The sequence below is a fragment of the Pantoea agglomerans genome (assembly GCF_021397715.1).
Classification (GTDB): domain Bacteria; phylum Pseudomonadota; class Gammaproteobacteria; order Enterobacterales; family Enterobacteriaceae; genus Pantoea; species Pantoea astica.
Genome location: NZ_CP090207.1, coordinates 718,256 through 733,961, shown reverse-complemented (window position 1 = coordinate 733,961; position 15,706 = coordinate 718,256). Strand labels below are relative to the sequence as shown.

Genomic DNA, 15,706 nt, shown 5'->3' with positions numbered 1-15,706 from the left:
ACACAGTGTCAGCCGGGTAGTTTACGCTTCGCTGTCCGCAATAGCCGGACGCGCAGGCGCATCCAGTTCAACACGATCAATTTTTTGCAGGCCGCGTGGCAACAGCGTGCCGCGACGTCCGCGGTCGGCGCGGAATTTCTGCAGCTCTTCACTGCGCAGCAGCATCTTACGCTTGCCGACATGCAGGGTAATGGCGCTGCCCGGCGGCAGAATCATCAGCCATGCCAGCTTATCCTGACCCGCAGCCGCTTCAGCGGCCGGTATCGAGATGATCTTGTTGCCCTTGCCTTTCGACATTTGCGGCAGTTCACCGACCGGGAACATCAGCATCCGTCCCGCCTGGGTGATCGCCAGCAGCATGTCATCTTCATGATGTACCGCCATTGGCGTCATCACTCTGGCGTTTTCCGGCAGCGTCAGCAGCGCTTTACCGGCGCGGTTACGGGAGACCAGATCGGCAAAGGTGCAGATAAAGCCATAGCCCGCGTCAGACGCCATCAGTAAGCGCTGCTCGTCCGGCTCCATCAGCACCTGCTCAACGACCGCGCCCGCCGGTGGCGTCAGCTTACCGGTCAACGGCTCGCCCTGCCCGCGCGCCGACGGCAGCGAGGTTGGATCTAAGGTATAACTGCGGCCGGTGGAGTCGATAAAGGCCACCGGCTGGTTGCTCTTGCCGCGCGCGGCGGCCAGATAACTGTCGCCCGCTTTGTAGCTTAGCCCGGCCGGATCGATATCGTGCCCTTTGGCGCTGCGCACCCAGCCCATCTGCGACAGCACGATGGTCACCGGCTCGGAAGGGATCAGCTCGGTTTCGCTCAGCGCTTTCGCTTCTTCACGCTCACGCAGCGGTGAGCGACGTTCGTCACCATAGCTGGCGCTGTCGGCCTGTAACTCTTTTTTCAGCAGAGTGTTCATCTTGCGCTCAGAGGCCAGCGTCGCCTGCAGCTGATCGCGCTCTTTTTCCAGCTCGGCCTGCTCGCCGCGAATCTTCATCTCTTCCAGCTTCGCCAGGTGGCGTAACTTCAGTTCGAGGATCGATTCGGCCTGGGTTTCGCTCAGTTCAAAGCGTGACATCAGCACCGGCTTCGGCTCATCTTCGGTACGGATGATGTGGATCACTTCATCGATATTGAGGAAGGCCACCAGCAAACCGTCGAGGATATGCAGACGACGCAGCACGCGGTCGAGCCGGTGATTAAGACGACGTTTCACCGTATCACGGCGGAATACCAGCCATTCCGACAGAATTTCGTGCAGGTTTTTGACCGCCGGACGGTTATCCAGGCCAATCATATTCAGGTTAACCCGGTAGCTCTTTTCCAGATCGGTGGTGGCGAACAGGTGGTTCATCACCTGATCCAGATCGACCCGGTTTGAGCGCGGCACGATCACCAGACGGGTCGGATTCTCATGATCCGACTCGTCCCGCAGATCCTCAACCATCGGCAGCTTTTTATTGCGCATCTGGCTGGCGATCTGTTCCAGTACCCGCGCACCCGACACCTGATGCGGCAGCGCGGTGATCACCACCTCGCCCTCTTCCTTCTTCCAGATGGCGCGCTGGCGGATAGAGCCGCGCCCGTTCTGATAAATTTTGCGGATCTCGTCGCGCGGCGTGATGATCTCCGCCTCGGTCGGATAATCCGGGCCCTGTACGATATCCAGCAGCGCATCCAGCGTGGTTTTAGGATGGTCGATCAGGGTGATCGCCGCCTGCGCCACTTCACGCAGGTTGTGCGGCGGAATATCGGTCGCCATACCGACCGCAATCCCGGTGGTGCCGTTCAGCAGAATGTTCGGCAGCCGCGCCGGCAGCATCTTCGGCTCCTGCAGGGTGCCATCAAAGTTCGGCTGATAATCGACCGTGCCCTGACCCAGCTCACCCAGCAGCAGTTCAGCATATTTCGACAGGCGTGATTCGGTGTAACGCATGGCGGCAAAGGATTTGGGATCGTCGGGCGCGCCCCAGTTGCCCTGTCCATCCACCAGCGGATAACGATACGAGAACGGCTGCGCCATCAGTACCATCGCTTCATAACAGGCGCTGTCGCCGTGCGGATGGTATTTACCCAGCACGTCACCGACGGTACGCGCTGATTTTTTGAATTTCGCGCTGGCGCTCAGTCCCAGTTCGGACATGGCGTAGATAATACGTCGCTGTACCGGCTTTAAGCCGTCGCCAATATAAGGCAAGGCGCGGTCCATGATGACGTACATCGAATAGTTTAAGTACGCATTCTCGGTAAATGTGTGCAGGGCAAGACGCTCTGCACCATCCTGCGTCAGTTCACTCATGAATTTCTCATCCTCACATCGTGGCCCACAACGGCGGGACACCCGGCGGTGGTTTGGCGAGGATAGTACCTTATTCGCCGGTGTTAGTCACAGGGGAAGCACGCGGCGACAGGCGGTCAGCAGGCGCGGGTTAACCCGCTGACGCAGTGGAAATCGGACTGCTGACGTCAGGGCTGATCGCCCATCCACTGCCGGGCAATCTCGCGGTACTCTCCGGTCGCGGTGCTCAGGTGTAACCACTGATCGACATAGAGTTTCCAGCTGATGTCATCGCGCGGGATCATGTAAGCCTTCTCGCCATATTGTAGCGGCTTATCGGCATTGATGGCGCACAGCGTCGGGAAGCGCTGCTGCTGATAGCGCGCCTCAGAGGCATCGGTGATCATCACATCGGCGTGGTTGTCTACCAGCTGCTGGAAGATGGTGACGTTATCGTGGAACAGGGTCAGCGAGGCCTGCGGCAGATGGCTATGAACAAAGGCTTCGTTGGTACCGCCCGCCGGCTCGACCAGGCGCACCTCCGGACGGTTGAGCTGCTCCAGCGTCTGATAGCGGTCTTTATCGGCACAGCGCACCAGCGGGATCTTGCCATCCACACCCAGCGGCTGAGCAAACCAGGCGGTCTGCTGGCGCTTCAGGGTAACCGACACGCCACCCAGCGCAATATCACACTGCTTCGCCAGAAAATCGGACATCAGGGTTTTCCAGCTGGTAGCCACCCACTGCACTCTGGCACCGAGTGAGGCGGCCAGCGCATTCGCCATGCTGATATCCAGCCCTTCATACTGGCCGTCGGGCCGCAGGTAGCTGTAAGGCTTGTAGTCACCGGTGGTACAGACCTTCAGCACTTTGCTGCTGATAACACTCTCCAGACGCGACTGCGCCTGAGCGGCTCCGCTGGCCAGCAGCAGAGCAAGGATGACAATTTTTTTCATGATGGGCTTTTCTTCGGCAGGTTGGTTTGCGTACTGATGGTGCCATAAATCGGCGTATTGTTGCCGCTACAGCAAAAGTGTTGTGATCAGCCTCCCATTTCTCTGCTGCCGCTTCGCGCGTAAGCTGAGCGTCATACACAGAAAACGGAGTACCTATTCGAATGAGTAAGTTTTTAATTATCGACGGCGGCAAAACCTTTGCCCACTCAAAAGGCGAACTGAACCATACCCTGACTGACGTCGCCGCCAGCCAGCTGCGTGACCTGGGCCATGAGGTCTCGGTCACCGTGGCGGACAGCGACTACGTGGTCGCTGACGAAGTGCAGAAATATCTCGACAGCGACGTGGTGATTTATCAGATGCCAGGCTGGTGGATGGGCGAGCCATGGACCGTAAAACGTTATATTGATGAAGTCTTTACCGAAGGTCACGGTTCACTGTACGCCAGCGATGGTCGTACCCGCGCTGACGCCGCCAAAAAATATGGTTCCGGCGGCCTGCTACAGGGCAAAAAATATATGCTGTCACTGACCTGGAACGCACCGCTGCAGGCTTTTACCGATCCGGAGCAGTTCTTTGAAGGCGTCGGCGTGGACGGGCTCTATCTGCACTTCCATAAAGCCAACCAGTTCCTGGGTATGGAAGCGCTGCCGACCTTTATCTGTAATGACGTCATCAAGCAGCCTGATGTGCCGCGTGACATTGCGGCGTATCGCGATCATCTTACTCGCGTGTTTGGCTAAGCCAGGCTACCGTTACGCTTTACTCCCCCGCGAAAGAGGAATCCGCGAATGTTAACCGTCGTTGCTGAAATTTGTGTAAAACCCGGTCGCCGTCAGGCGGTGCTGGATGCCGTAAAAGCGCTGATCCCGACCGTGCTGCAGGAAGAGGGATGCCACCAGTATGATGCGCTGCTGGACCATCAGGCACAGGTGCCGTGGAAACAGAACTCGCCGGACTCCATTTTTATGCTGGAACAGTGGGAAACGCTGCGTCATCTGGAGCAGCATCAGCAGATGCCGCACATGGATGCGCATCGCGCCGTCATTAAAGATGATGTGGTGGATGTGAAAATCCTGGTGCTGGAACCCAGCGCCTGATTATTGCTGTAGCCCTGATCCCTGTTCTGTTCCCGGTGCAGGCAGGCTCTGAAAGCGAATCCGGCCAGACGTTGTCCGTATCTCAAACCCCTGTCCATGACGGGGGTTTTTTATGATGACATGAAGGCTTACAGCAGCTGGCGACGGTCGATCTCGGTGCGCAGAAAGTCGAGAAAGCAGCCAATGCGTGAAGAGAGCGTGGTGTTGCGATAGTAGACCGCATGCACCGGCAGACGCAGCTCACGGGTTTCATCAGGCAATACCGGCACCAGCCGCCCGGCGGCGCAATCTTCCCGGCTGACAAAGTCGGAGAGGCGCGCAATGCCCTGTCCGGCCAGCGCCAGCTGGCGGATGGTTTCGCCGCTGGAGGCGGAAAGCGTCGGCTTAATCCGCATAAATTCGCCGTCGGGCTGCCAGACCGGCCAGACGTTGTGATTATCAAGATGACTGAAGCCGATAATCTGATGCTGCTCAAGATCGGCGACGGTTTGCGGCGTGCCCGCCTTCGCCAGATAGGCCGGACTGGCCATCAGACGAATCGCGCTGCTGCCCAGCATCCGCGCACGCAGCGTGGAGTCGCGCAGTTCGCCGATGCGAATGGCGACGTCGGTTTGCTGCTCCAGCAAATCGATCAGGATATCGTCGGTATTGAGTTCCAGCTGAATCAGCGGATATTGCGCGCGAAACGCCTCCACCAGCGGCACAATCACATGCAGCATAAACGGGGTAGCGGCATTGACCCGCAGCCGCCCTGACGGCATCTCGCGTCGCTGCGCAATCTGCTCTTCTGCCTGCTCTACCGACGCCAGAATCTGACGCGCATGCTCCAGAAATACCTGCCCTTCTTCTGTCAGCGCCAGCCGTCGGGTGGTGCGATGAAGCAGGGTGGTTTGCAGTTTGCTCTCCAGCCGGCTCAGGGCGCGGCTGATGCCTGAACTGGTCTGCGAAAGCTGGTCGGCCGCGGCGGTGATGGAGCCGGTATCCACTACCGCCACCCAGGCACGTAACTCTTCCAGTGTAATTTTCACAATCGCTGCTGTCTCTGCTGTGTGGACCTCTCCGGGCCGCTTGTCGATCGTGACCCGCTACCTGAGAAAACAGGACGCTGGCGCGTCCTGTTTTTTATACTTCGATGTCGGCCATGTCGCCTTTTTCCTGCAACCAGTTTCGCCGGTCTTCGGAACGTTTTTTCGCCAGCAGCATATCCATCATGCGTAACGTCTGGTCGACGTCCTCATCACTGATGGTCAGCTGCACCAGCCGGCGGGTATTAGGATCAAGCGTAGTTTCGCGCAGCTGTAGCGGGTTCATCTCACCCAGCCCTTTAAAGCGCTGGACGTTAGGTTTGCCCTTTTTACGCTTCAGCTGCTCCAGCACGCCCTCTTTCTCATCTTCATCCAGCGCGTAGTAGACCTCTTTGCCCAGATCGATGCGATAGAGCGGCGGCATCGCCACATAGACATGGCCGCCTTTCACCAGCGAACGGAAATGCTTCACAAACAGCGCGCAGAGTAAGGTCGCGATATGCAGACCGTCGGAGTCGGCATCCGCCAGAATGCAGACTTTGCCGTAGCGCAGCTGCGACAGATCTTCGCTGTCGGGATCGATACCGATCGCCACGGAGATATCATGCACTTCCTGCGACGCCAGCACCTCATCTGAGGAGACTTCCCAGGTATTGAGGATCTTGCCTTTCAGCGGCATGATCGCCTGATATTCACGATCGCGCGCCTGCTTGGCCGAGCCGCCTGCCGAATCCCCTTCCACCAGGAACAGTTCGGTTTTATTCAGATCCTGCGCGGTACAGTCCGCCAGCTTGCCAGGCAACGCCGGACCGCTGGTGAGCTTTTTACGCACCACCTTCTTCGCCGCACGCAGACGACGCTGGGCGCTGGAGATGGCCAGTTCGGCCAGCTGCTCAGCCGCCTGCACGTTCTGGTTGAGCCACAGGCTGAAGGCATCTTTGACCACGCCCGACACAAAGGCTGCGCACTGACGTGACGAGAGCCGCTCTTTGGTTTGTCCGGCAAACTGCGGGTCCTGCATCTTCACAGAGAGCACGTAGGCGCAGCGATCCCAGATATCTTCCGCCGAGAGTTTTACGCCGCGCGGCAGGATGTTGCGGTATTCACAGAACTCACGCATCGCATCCAGCAGGCCCTGACGCAGACCGTTAACGTGGGTGCCGCCCTGCATGGTCGGGATCAGGTTAACGTAGCTTTCGGTCAGCAGCTCGCCGCCTTCCGGCAGCCACAACAGCGCCCAGTCAACGGCTTCCACATCACCGGCAAAGCTGCCGACAAAGGGTTTTTCCGGCAGCGTTGGCAGTCCGTTAACCGCTTCGCACAGGTAGTCGGTCAGGCCATCTTCATAGCACCAGCGCTGTTCAGTGTTATTCAGCTTATCTTTAAAGACGATTTCGACGCCCGGACAGAGCACCGCTTTGGCTTTCAGCAGGTGCGACAGACGTGAAACCGAGAAGCGCGGGCTGTCGAAGAAACTTTCATCAGGCCAGAAGTGTACGCGGGTGCCGGTGTTGCGTTTCGCCACCGTGCCGGTCACCGTGAGTTCCTGCACTTTTTCGCCATTTTCAAAGGCGATGTCATACACTTCGCCATTGCGGCGTACCGTGACTTCGACCCGTTTTGACAGGGCGTTGACCACCGAAATGCCGACGCCATGCAGGCCGCCCGAGAACTGATAGTTTTTGTTGGAGAATTTGCCGCCAGCGTGCAGGCGGCACAGGATCAGTTCCACCGCGGGCACGCCCTCTTCCGGGTGAATATCCACCGGCATACCGCGACCATCATCGATCACTTCCAGTGACTGATCGGGGTGCAGTATCACTTCAACCCGCTTCGCGTGGCCGCCCAGCGCCTCATCGACGCTGTTATCAATCACTTCCTGACCCAAATGGTTGGGTCGCGTCGTGTCGGTATACATGCCCGGGCGACGGCGAACAGGCTCAAGGCCAGTCAGGACCTCAATGGCATCCGCGTTATAGTTTGATTGACTCATCGTAAATGTCTGATTAGAAGGGTGAAATGGGGTGCGATTTCCGCATTACTCAGGGATGATTCAGACCGAGAAAGTCCAGAATCTGCGGGAAATGGCGCTCGAATCCAGTAAATGTATGGTTTCCGCCCTCTTCGACCGTATGGCGGCACGCGCTGTAATAGTCGAGCGCCTGACGGTAATCGAGAACTTCATCGCCGGTTTGTTGCAGCAGCCAGAGTAAATCGGGCGCTTCCAGCGGTTCAATCTGCATCACTTTCAGATCGTAAATGTGGCGTGACTCTAACACATATTGCTGACCGGTGTAGGGATTCTGATTGTCGCCGAGATAATCCGTCAGCAACTCAAAAGGCCGTACCGCGGGATTCACCACCACGGCGGGCAGCATAAAACATTGCGACAGCCAGGTGGCGTAGTAACCGCCCAGCGAGGAGCCCACCAGCCCAAGAGTTTCACCACTGCGGCTCAATACCAGCTCCTCCAGCATCGCGGCCGCATCGGCCGGAAAGGTCGGTAACTGCGGCACGATCATCTCGATTTCCGGATGCGTGGCCTGCAGCCACTGGCGAAACTGTGTCGCCTTCGCCGACTGCGGTGAGCTGTTGAAACCGTGCAGATAAAGCAGCGCCGCCATCAGTCAGTATCCATCCGAATCTAAATCGGGGCGGAAGATATCGGTATCGAGGCGGTTAACTTCGGTTTCAAGCTGACCGTCGGGATGCAGAGTGAACCAGCGCCAGCCTGGTGCGACGGTATCAATCGCGAAGCTGGTGCAGTGCGGCTTGAACTGCACGCAGGTGGAGGGCGTCGCCACTACCCGCCGGCCATGCCACTCTGCGTCCAGCTCCTGGTGGATGTGCCCGCAGACCAGCGTCTTCGCCAGCGGAAACTGTTGCAGCACCGCATCCAGCTGGTGCGAATTACGCAGGCTGTGCTGGTCAAGCCAGGTACAGCCGGACGCCAGCGGATGGTGATGCAGCAACACCAGCGTGTGACGTTGCGGATAGCGCGCCAGCGCTTTTTCGAGCCACTCCAGCTGATAGTCGCTCAGCATACCGTGCGGCACCCCATACACCTGACTGTCGAGCAGGACAATCTGCCACTGTTCGCCGATCAGAACCTGTTTATGCGGATTAATGCGGGCGTCAGCGAAGGTATCGACCATCGCCGGCTGGAAGTCGTGATTGCCCGGCAGCCAGACACAGGGCCGCGGTAAACGTGAAATGCCCTCAGCAAAATGCTGATAGGCTTCAACAGAGTGGTCCTGGGCGAGATCGCCGGTGGCGATAATCAGGTCATAGTCGCGATGCTGCGCAATGATCGCATCCAGCACCGCCTCATAGCTCGACCAGGTATTGACCCCAAGTAGCGATTCATGTTTTCCCGCGAACAGGTGGGTGTCCGTGATTTGCAGAATCCTGATTGCGGAACCGTTCGCTGCAGGAAGAGTTAGCAGGCTATCCAAAGCGTTTCCTTCGTCTCCACGCCATTTAATGCATTATACGCATCAGCAGACCGGAACTGCCATCGCGCCGTGCGCCAGGCAGTAGCGCAGCCAGTCTGCGAGAAACTGGTTTATCTGGTGTTTTTCATCACGCTGATGCAGTTTTTTATTAGGATAATCATAGCGCGCTTTGAAACGATAGATCTGTTGCGTTGAACACACTTCGGCGACCATTGCGTCATGATAGAGCCGCACCGACATCGACGGCAGGCTCCAGTAACTGACCGCAGGCGCGACCTGGCGGATCTCTACCAGCGTGGTGTAACGCGTTGACTCCTGAATCGTCAGTTGATAACGGGCGCCACTCACCTGATAGATCACCGATGCGCCCGCCTCATCATTGCGCGGCAGCAGGCGGCGTAACTGGGCGAAATTGGTTTCGCACAGCCGCATCATCTCGGGGAAGTCAGGGGTATAGCGCTGTTTCATTATGGTTTCCACTCTTGTCGTAGTTTTTCATGGTGCAACGCCAGCCATTGCAAGGCGATGACAGACGCCGCATTGTCAATAATCCCCTCTTCCACCCAGCGATAAGCCTGTTCGCGGCTGACCACATGGACAAGAATATCCTCATTCTCTTCCTCCAGACCATGGCATCCTGTTGCCTGGCTGGCATCCACTTCCCCAATCAGCACCGACAAACGTTCACTGGTGCCGCCGGGACTGGCCAGGTAATTAAGCATTGGCTTAATTCGCCCAACCTGTAATCCTGCTTCTTCGACCGCTTCACGACGCACCACCTGCTCAACGGTTTCACCGGGATCGATAATGCCGGCCACCATCTCCAGCAGCCAGGGTGATGCGCTGCTGTCATAGGCTGGAATGCGGATCTGTTCGATCAGCACCACTTCGTCGCGTAAGGGATCATAAGGTAGCAGCACGGCAGCATGTCCGCGCTCAAAAACTTCGCGCTGCACTTCGGCGCTCATTTCGCCATTAAAACGGCGATGACGGAAGCGATAGCGTACCACTGAAAAAAAACCATCGTAGACGGTTTCGCGTGCAATAATTTCTACATCGTTTTTTGTAAAAGTCACAGGGGATTTTTTTTCTTCCGACATCATCTGGTTCCTTGTGCAGATTGGGGTGGAGCGAAAAAAGCCTGGCACGGTGCTCCATCTGAGTGGTTCTTTCTGAATTATTTACGTAAATTAGGGGAAGAAGGCACTTTCAGCCAACTTATCTCACAGTTGCCCTCTGCTAGAATCGGCGATAATTTTTTGGCTTACCCGGCAGCGCTACCACTGCAATTTGCTGCAACACAAGGAATGCAAATGAAAAAACTGCTCCCATTTTTTATTGGGCTGAGCCTGGGCGGTTTCAGCTTCGCCAGCCAGGCCGAAGACCTGCTTCAGGTTTACCAACAAGCACGTCTGAGCAACCCGGATCTGCGCAGCGCCGCTGCCGATCGCGATTCTGCCTTTGAGAAAATCAACGAAGCGCGTAGCCCATTATTACCACAACTCGGATTGGGTGCAGACTACACCTATAACAACGGCTATCGTGACAGCAGCGGTCTCCATTCCAACACGACCAGCGGCACGCTGCAATTAACCCAGACAATTTTCGACATGTCGAAATGGCGCGCGCTGACCCTGCAGGAAAAATCGGCCGGCATCCAGGATGTCACCTATCAGGTCGCACAGCAGGATCTGATTCTGAACACCGCCACCGCCTACTTCAACGTGCTGAAAGCGATTGATACCCTTTCTTACACCGAAGCGCAGAAACAGTCGATCTATCGCGAACTGGATCAAACCACCCAGCGTTTCAACGTCGGTCTGGTCGCGATTACGGACGTGCAGAACGCCCGCGCACAGTATGACAGCGTGTTAGCCAATGAAGTAACCGCGCGCAACAATCTGGATAACGCCGTTGAATCCCTGCGTCAGATTACCGGCATGGATTATCAGGCACTGGCATCGCTTAATATTGATCGTTTCAAAACCAACAAGCCGGATGCGGTCAGCGCCCTGCTCAAGCAGGCGGAAAGCCGTAACCTGTCGCTGCTCTCTGCGCGTCTGAACCAGGATCTGGCACGCGAGCAGATTCGTCAGATGGAAGCGGGTCATATGCCCACTATTGGTCTGACAGCCTCTACCGGTATGTCGAATAGCAAATATGGTGGCAGCCGTGCGAACCAGAGCCAGGGATCTACTGATTCTATTACCGGTTCTAACCAGGTTGCTCTGAGCTTCTCCCTGCCACTCTACAGCGGCGGCAGCGTCACCTCTCAGGTGAAACAGGCACAGTACAGCTTCGTCAGCGCCAGCGAACAGCTGGAAAGCGCGCACCGTTCCGCCGTGCAGACCGTGCGCTCATCGTTTAACAACGTGAATGCATCGATCAGTACCATCAACGCCTACAAACAGGCCGTGATCTCCGCACAGAGTTCACTGGATGCTTCTGAAGCGGGTTATCAGGTTGGTACGCGTACCATCGTCGACGTGCTGGATGCGACCACCGCGCTCTATAACGCCAAGCAGCAACTCTCTGATGCGCGTTATAGCTACCTGATCAACCAGCTGAACATCAGCTATGCGCTGGGAACGCTCAACGAGCAGAACCTGCAGGCGCTGAACAGCCAGCTGGGTAAAGAGATCCCTACCTCACCGGAAACGGTCGCGCCAGAAAATGCGCAGCAGACCGCGCGGGTGGATAACGGTCCTTCCGCCAACGGCTCTGCCGCGGCAGCACGCCCTGCGGCGCGCAGCAACAGCAGCAATCCTTTCGGTAACTGATTGCACAGACGGGTCGCTTTGCGGCCCGTCTCTCTATGGAACGTATAGCTAAGTAAAGATCCCTACAGTATCAGGCCCTCAGCTTCAATTTTGACCCCTCATCCCCTATTCTATGCGCTACCTTTGGGCACAGGATAATCATAATGAAACGCACAAAATCTATTCGCTATGCCGCTTTTCGTAAAAGCTGGCAGGCACGCCATTTAACGCCCGTTGCTATCGCCGTTTCGGCGGTATTTATGCTGGCTGGCTGTGAACAAAACGACGAATCGGTCTCGATGTATCAGAACGCGGATGACTGTTCGAAAGCCAATCCAGGCCAGAGCGCACAGTGCACCACCGCCTTCAATGAAGCCAAAAAAGAGGCGGAACGTACCGCGCCAAAATATGCGACCCGCGAAGATTGCGTCGCTGAATTTGGCGAAAATCAGTGTCAGCAGACGCCGGCTCAGGCTGGCGTTGGCAGCACCAATAATGCGGAAGCACAGCAGGGCGGCGGCAGCTTCTGGATGCCATTAATGGCTGGCTACATGATGGGCCGGATGATGGGCGGCGGCGCAGGTTTCGCTCAGCAACCGCTGTTCTCACCTAAAACGCCTAACAGCCCGGCAAACGGTCAGTTTGTGGATGCTTCCGGTCGTAACTATGGCGCGGCCACCTCAGGCAAAACCATGAACGTGCCGAAAACCGCGTTAGCACCGAAGCCCGCGACAACCTCCACCATTACCCGCGGCGGCTTTGGCGAGACGGTGGCTAAGCAGAACAGCATGCAGCGCAGCAGCGCTACCGGCACCTCCAGCCGTTCAATGGGAGGCTAACGCCCCGATGCAACGCATTGCCATTTCAGAACGCCCAGGCTGGCGGGAAAAAGCCACCGAGTTCGGTTTTCGTTTTCATACCATGCATGGCGAGCCCTACTGGTGTGAAGATGCTTACTACCAGTTCACGCTGGCGCAGATCGAACAGCTCGAAGAGGTTACCGCTGAGCTGCATCAGATGTGCCTGCAGGTGGTCGACAAAGTCGTTAACAGCGAGGCGTTGCTGACCAAATTCCGCATTCCCAAACATACCTGGGATTTCGTGCGTGATTCCTGGCATCAGCGTCAGCCTTCGCTCTATTCCCGTCTCGATCTCGCCTGGGATGGCAAGAGCGATGCCAAATTACTGGAGAACAACGCGGATACGCCCACCTCGCTGTATGAAGCGGCGTTTTTCCAGTGGCTCTGGCTGGAAGACCAGCTCAGCGCCGGACAGTTACCCGCAGGCAGCGATCAGTTCAACAGCCTGCAGGAGAAGCTGATTGAACGCTTTGCGGCGTTGCATCAGCAGCACGGTTTTAACTGGCTGCATTTCGCCTGCTGTCGTGACACTGACGAAGATCGTGGCACGGTGCAGTATCTGCAGGATTGCGCTACCGAAGCGGGCCTGCCGAGCGAGTTTCTCTACATGGATGAAATTGGTCTGGGTGAAAAAGGTGAGTTTACCGACGTCCATGACCAGGTGATCAGCAACCTGTTTAAGCTCTATCCGTGGGAGTTCATGCTGCGCGAGATGTTTTCCACCAAGCTGGGCGATGCCGGGGTACGCTGGCTGGAACCGGCGTGGAAAAGCATTCTGTCGAACAAAGCGCTGCTGCCGATGCTGTGGCAGATGTTCCCGAATCATCCTAACCTGCTGCCCGCATACTTTGCCGAAGACGACGTGCCGCCGATGGACAAATATGTGGTGAAACCCCTGTTCTCGCGCGAAGGCGCCAATATTCGTATCGTCGAAAACGGTCAGGAGATTGCCCGCGTTGACGGCCCGTATGGCGAAGAAGGGATGATCGTCCAGCAGTTCCATCCGCTGCCCAAATTTGGCGACAGCTACACGCTGATCGGTAGCTGGCTGATCGACGATCAACCGGCTGGTATCGGCCTGCGTGAAGATCGCGATCTGATCACTCAGGATCTCTCCCGCTTCTATCCGCACGCCTTTATCGATTAATGCCCTGACAAACAGACCCGCCCTGGGTCTGTTTGCATTCAGCCGACCTGCACTGACAACATGCTGATTGCACCCATCTCGATGCCATCCACCGGAATGGTGATCGCTTCGCCTTTCTGACGCGAGCCCAGCACGTAAAGCAACGGCAGATAATGCTCCGGCGTCGGGTTAGAGAGCGCTGCGCCGGGATGCTGCATAAAGTTGACCAGTGGATGCGATGCCGCGTCACCTTCTGCCGCCAGGTTGTCACGCACAAACTGCTCAAAACTGCTGGCCCACGGATAGACTTCGTCACCGCCGTCCCAGCGCACCTTTCTCAGGTTATGCACCACGTTGCCGCTGGCAACGATCATCACGCCTTCGTCGCGCAGCGCCGCCATCTTCTGACCCAGCTCATAATGCCAGGCCGGCGGCTTGGTGCTGTCGATGCTTAACTGCACCACCGGAATATCCGCCTGCGGATACATCTTGATCAATACGCCCCACGAACCGTGATCGAATCCCCATTCGTGATCCAGCCGTACCGGAATCGGCGCTAACTGCCTGACCAGTTGTTCAGCCAGTTCGGGCGATCCCGGTGCCGGATAGCGGGTATCAAACAGCGCCTGCGGAAAACCGCCAAAGTCATGCAGCGTGCGGGGCTGTGCCATCGCCGTGACCGCGGTGCCGGTTGTATACCAGTGAGCGGAGACCGCAATAATGGCGCGGGGTCGCGGCAGGGAATCGCCGGCCTGACGCCACGCGGTGGTATAGCGGTTCTCTTCCAGGGCATTCATTGGACTGCCGTGGCCCAGAAACAGCGCTGGCATACGTGACTGACTCATAATGGGTTCTCAGAATTGAATGTTTGATAGCCACTACGATACGCGCTTTACCCGCTATATCACGCGGATAAGCCTGATGAAGATGCTCAGAAAATCTGAATAAGATTGGGGTTAAGGAAGCTGATCGTTCACGGATACCGCCAGACGAAGGCGGACTGACGGCTCAGAGCGCCGCGACAGAAGCGCGTGTGGATGAATCACCGGTGAAACAGGCCGGGCTGGCCTGTTTCACCTCATCATCAGGCTGCTGATTAGCTGGCGTGACGCGTTTCGTGGTTGCGACGCCAGGCCACTAAATCTTCAATGGTCACCACCGGCATATTGTGTTGTCTGGCAAACGTAATGGCTTCAGGCGCATGGGCCATGGTGCCGTCATCGTTGGTCAGTTCACACAGCACGCCCGCCGGCTTGAAGCCCGCCAGGGTCACTAAGTCGATGGTGGCTTCGGTGTGACCGCCACGGGTCAGTACGCCGCCTTCGCGCGCGCGCAGCGGGAAGACATGACCAGGACGATTCAGATCGGTGGGTTTCGCGTTATCCGCAATCGCGGCACGAATAGTGGTAATCCGGTCCTGAGCAGAAACACCGGTGGTGACGCCTTCGGCCGCTTCAATCGTTACGGTGAAACCGGTGCCGTAAGAGCTGGTGTTGTTCTCCACCATCATCGGCAGATCTAACTGCTGACGACGCTCTTCGGTCAGACACAGGCAGACAATGCCGCTACCGTGGCGAATGGTCAGCGCCATCTGTTCAACGGTCATGGTTTCGGCGGCGAAGATCATATCGCCTTCGTTTTCACGATTTTCATCGTCGAGTACCATCACACCGCGTCCCTCACGCAGGGCGGCGATAGCACGTTCTACACGCTGTTCAGGCGTGCCAAATTCAGAAAGTAGCGTCTGATTCATGGTAATAAAAACCTTTAAATGTATGGGTTACCAGAATCAGGGCGTGCTTAGGAGTGACGTCAAAAAGACGTGGCAATAACGTGAAGCAGACACAGTTGTCCGACAGAAGTCGTTACCCTCTCCCATCCGGACTGTAACCGTCGGCCCCGGAATTACACCGGATCTGCTGACCTTCATGGCGAATTTTCATCATCATGAAGCGCTCGCGGGCTTTCAGCCTGGGCTGATTTACCGCCGGTGGGGAATTGCGCCCCGCCCTGAGAATAAGCGGTTTTACTATAGCGCTGATTATCTGGAGCGGCAATCATCAATAGTGCAATTGCTTTTGCATTTCCTGCGTTGCCGATTTGAGGTTTATCCTTTTCATTTCTGGCATTACACTTAACCGTTATCAGGTT

General features: G+C 56.8%; 15 protein-coding genes and 1 riboswitch. Of the genes, 5 read left to right on the top strand and 10 right to left on the bottom strand.

What is annotated here, in order from left to right; all coding sequences use genetic code 11:
* Positions 1 to 21: 21 nt before the first annotated feature.
* Both parC and LZU96_RS03605 read right to left on the bottom strand, forming a co-directional pair.
* Positions 22 to 2,295 carry a DNA topoisomerase IV subunit A gene (parC, locus tag LZU96_RS03610; RefSeq protein ID WP_233987095.1) on the bottom strand — a complete coding sequence of 758 codons (2,274 nt, stop codon included), beginning with the start codon at positions 2,293 to 2,295 and terminating at the stop codon, positions 22 to 24.
* Between the two features lie 167 nt (positions 2,296 to 2,462).
* Positions 2,463 to 3,230, bottom strand: coding sequence for a transporter substrate-binding domain-containing protein (locus LZU96_RS03605; protein ID WP_233987094.1), 768 nt, complete (start codon positions 3,228 to 3,230; stop codon positions 2,463 to 2,465).
* A gap of 161 nt (positions 3,231 to 3,391) precedes the next feature.
* Here LZU96_RS03605 and LZU96_RS03600 point away from each other — a divergent pair, with 161 nt between their 5' ends.
* Positions 3,392 to 3,973 (top strand): NAD(P)H-dependent oxidoreductase, encoded by a 582-nt coding sequence (locus LZU96_RS03600; protein ID WP_233987093.1) that lies wholly within the window; start codon positions 3,392 to 3,394, stop codon positions 3,971 to 3,973.
* Positions 3,974 to 4,021: 48 nt separating this feature from the next.
* Complete coding sequence (locus tag LZU96_RS03595) at positions 4,022 to 4,330, top strand: putative quinol monooxygenase (RefSeq protein ID WP_233987092.1); 309 nt, start codon at positions 4,022 to 4,024, stop codon at positions 4,328 to 4,330.
* Between the two features lie 128 nt (positions 4,331 to 4,458).
* Here LZU96_RS03595 and LZU96_RS03590 read toward each other — a convergent pair whose 3' ends face one another.
* The 6 genes from LZU96_RS03590 to nudF form a co-directional block, all read right to left on the bottom strand.
* A complete protein-coding gene (locus LZU96_RS03590; RefSeq protein WP_094120641.1) occupies positions 4,459 to 5,358 on the bottom strand; it encodes a LysR substrate-binding domain-containing protein in 900 nt (299 codons plus the stop codon).
* 94 nt (positions 5,359 to 5,452) lie between these two features.
* Positions 5,453 to 7,348 (bottom strand): DNA topoisomerase IV subunit B, encoded by a 1,896-nt coding sequence (gene parE, locus LZU96_RS03585; RefSeq protein ID WP_233987091.1) that lies wholly within the window; start codon positions 7,346 to 7,348, stop codon positions 5,453 to 5,455.
* 49 nt (positions 7,349 to 7,397) lie between these two features.
* Positions 7,398 to 7,979 (bottom strand): esterase YqiA, encoded by a 582-nt coding sequence (gene yqiA, locus LZU96_RS03580; RefSeq protein ID WP_233987090.1) that lies wholly within the window; start codon positions 7,977 to 7,979, stop codon positions 7,398 to 7,400.
* Between the two features lie 3 nt (positions 7,980 to 7,982).
* The gene (gene cpdA / locus LZU96_RS03575; RefSeq protein ID WP_233987089.1) at positions 7,983 to 8,810 is read right to left on the bottom strand and encodes a 3',5'-cyclic-AMP phosphodiesterase; all 828 of its coding nucleotides are present in this window, start codon (positions 8,808 to 8,810) and stop codon (positions 7,983 to 7,985) included.
* A 42-nt stretch (positions 8,811 to 8,852) separates the two neighbouring features.
* Entirely contained in the window at positions 8,853 to 9,278 is a 426-nt protein-coding gene (locus tag LZU96_RS03570; protein ID WP_111139895.1) for a DUF1249 family protein, read from the bottom strand.
* Positions 9,278 to 9,910, bottom strand: coding sequence for an ADP-ribose diphosphatase (gene nudF / locus LZU96_RS03565; protein ID WP_094120645.1), 633 nt, complete (start codon positions 9,908 to 9,910; stop codon positions 9,278 to 9,280). Before nudF ends, LZU96_RS03570 begins: the two co-directional genes overlap by 1 nt.
* Before the next feature lie 213 nt (positions 9,911 to 10,123).
* On the opposite strand from nudF, the gene tolC reads away from it, so the two are divergent.
* From tolC to LZU96_RS03550, 3 genes are all read left to right on the top strand, one after another.
* Positions 10,124 to 11,590, top strand: a complete 1,467-nt coding sequence (tolC, locus tag LZU96_RS03560) for an outer membrane channel protein TolC (RefSeq protein WP_233987088.1) — start codon at positions 10,124 to 10,126, stop codon at positions 11,588 to 11,590.
* A gap of 143 nt (positions 11,591 to 11,733) precedes the next feature.
* A complete protein-coding gene (locus tag LZU96_RS03555; RefSeq protein ID WP_094120647.1) occupies positions 11,734 to 12,408 on the top strand; it encodes a DUF1190 family protein in 675 nt (224 codons plus the stop codon).
* A gap of 7 nt (positions 12,409 to 12,415) precedes the next feature.
* A complete protein-coding gene (locus tag LZU96_RS03550; protein WP_233987087.1) occupies positions 12,416 to 13,576 on the top strand; it encodes a glutathionylspermidine synthase family protein in 1,161 nt (386 codons plus the stop codon).
* Between the two features lie 38 nt (positions 13,577 to 13,614).
* On the opposite strand, the gene ygiD is transcribed toward LZU96_RS03550, so the two are convergent.
* Together ygiD and ribB are read right to left on the bottom strand one after the other, a co-directional pair.
* A complete protein-coding gene (gene ygiD, locus LZU96_RS03545; protein WP_233987086.1) occupies positions 13,615 to 14,400 on the bottom strand; it encodes a 4,5-DOPA dioxygenase extradiol in 786 nt (261 codons plus the stop codon).
* Positions 14,401 to 14,651: 251 nt separating this feature from the next.
* Positions 14,652 to 15,308, bottom strand: coding sequence for a 3,4-dihydroxy-2-butanone-4-phosphate synthase (ribB, locus tag LZU96_RS03540; RefSeq protein ID WP_094120650.1), 657 nt, complete (start codon positions 15,306 to 15,308; stop codon positions 14,652 to 14,654).
* A gap of 110 nt (positions 15,309 to 15,418) precedes the next feature.
* A riboswitch (FMN riboswitch) is annotated at positions 15,419 to 15,577 on the bottom strand.
* Positions 15,578 to 15,706 lie beyond the last annotated feature (129 nt).

Coding starts and splice junctions, on each gene's coding strand:
- LZU96_RS03570 (WP_111139895.1), bottom strand. CDS start 9,278: ATGAAACAGCGCTATACCCCTGACTTCCCCGAGATGATGCGGCTGTGC.
- LZU96_RS03595 (WP_233987092.1), top strand. CDS start 4,022: ATGTTAACCGTCGTTGCTGAAATTTGTGTAAAACCCGGTCGCCGTCAG.
- nudF (WP_094120645.1), bottom strand. CDS start 9,910: ATGTCGGAAGAAAAAAAATCCCCTGTGACTTTTACAAAAAACGATGTA.
- LZU96_RS03550 (WP_233987087.1), top strand. CDS start 12,416: ATGCAACGCATTGCCATTTCAGAACGCCCAGGCTGGCGGGAAAAAGCC.
- parC (WP_233987095.1), bottom strand. CDS start 2,295: ATGAGTGAACTGACGCAGGATGGTGCAGAGCGTCTTGCCCTGCACACA.
- ribB (WP_094120650.1), bottom strand. CDS start 15,308: ATGAATCAGACGCTACTTTCTGAATTTGGCACGCCTGAACAGCGTGTA.
- parE (WP_233987091.1), bottom strand. CDS start 7,348: ATGAGTCAATCAAACTATAACGCGGATGCCATTGAGGTCCTGACTGGC.
- LZU96_RS03605 (WP_233987094.1), bottom strand. CDS start 3,230: ATGAAAAAAATTGTCATCCTTGCTCTGCTGCTGGCCAGCGGAGCCGCT.
- LZU96_RS03555 (WP_094120647.1), top strand. CDS start 11,734: ATGAAACGCACAAAATCTATTCGCTATGCCGCTTTTCGTAAAAGCTGG.
- tolC (WP_233987088.1), top strand. CDS start 10,124: ATGAAAAAACTGCTCCCATTTTTTATTGGGCTGAGCCTGGGCGGTTTC.
- ygiD (WP_233987086.1), bottom strand. CDS start 14,400: ATGAGTCAGTCACGTATGCCAGCGCTGTTTCTGGGCCACGGCAGTCCA.
- yqiA (WP_233987090.1), bottom strand. CDS start 7,979: ATGGCGGCGCTGCTTTATCTGCACGGTTTCAACAGCTCACCGCAGTCG.
- LZU96_RS03600 (WP_233987093.1), top strand. CDS start 3,392: ATGAGTAAGTTTTTAATTATCGACGGCGGCAAAACCTTTGCCCACTCA.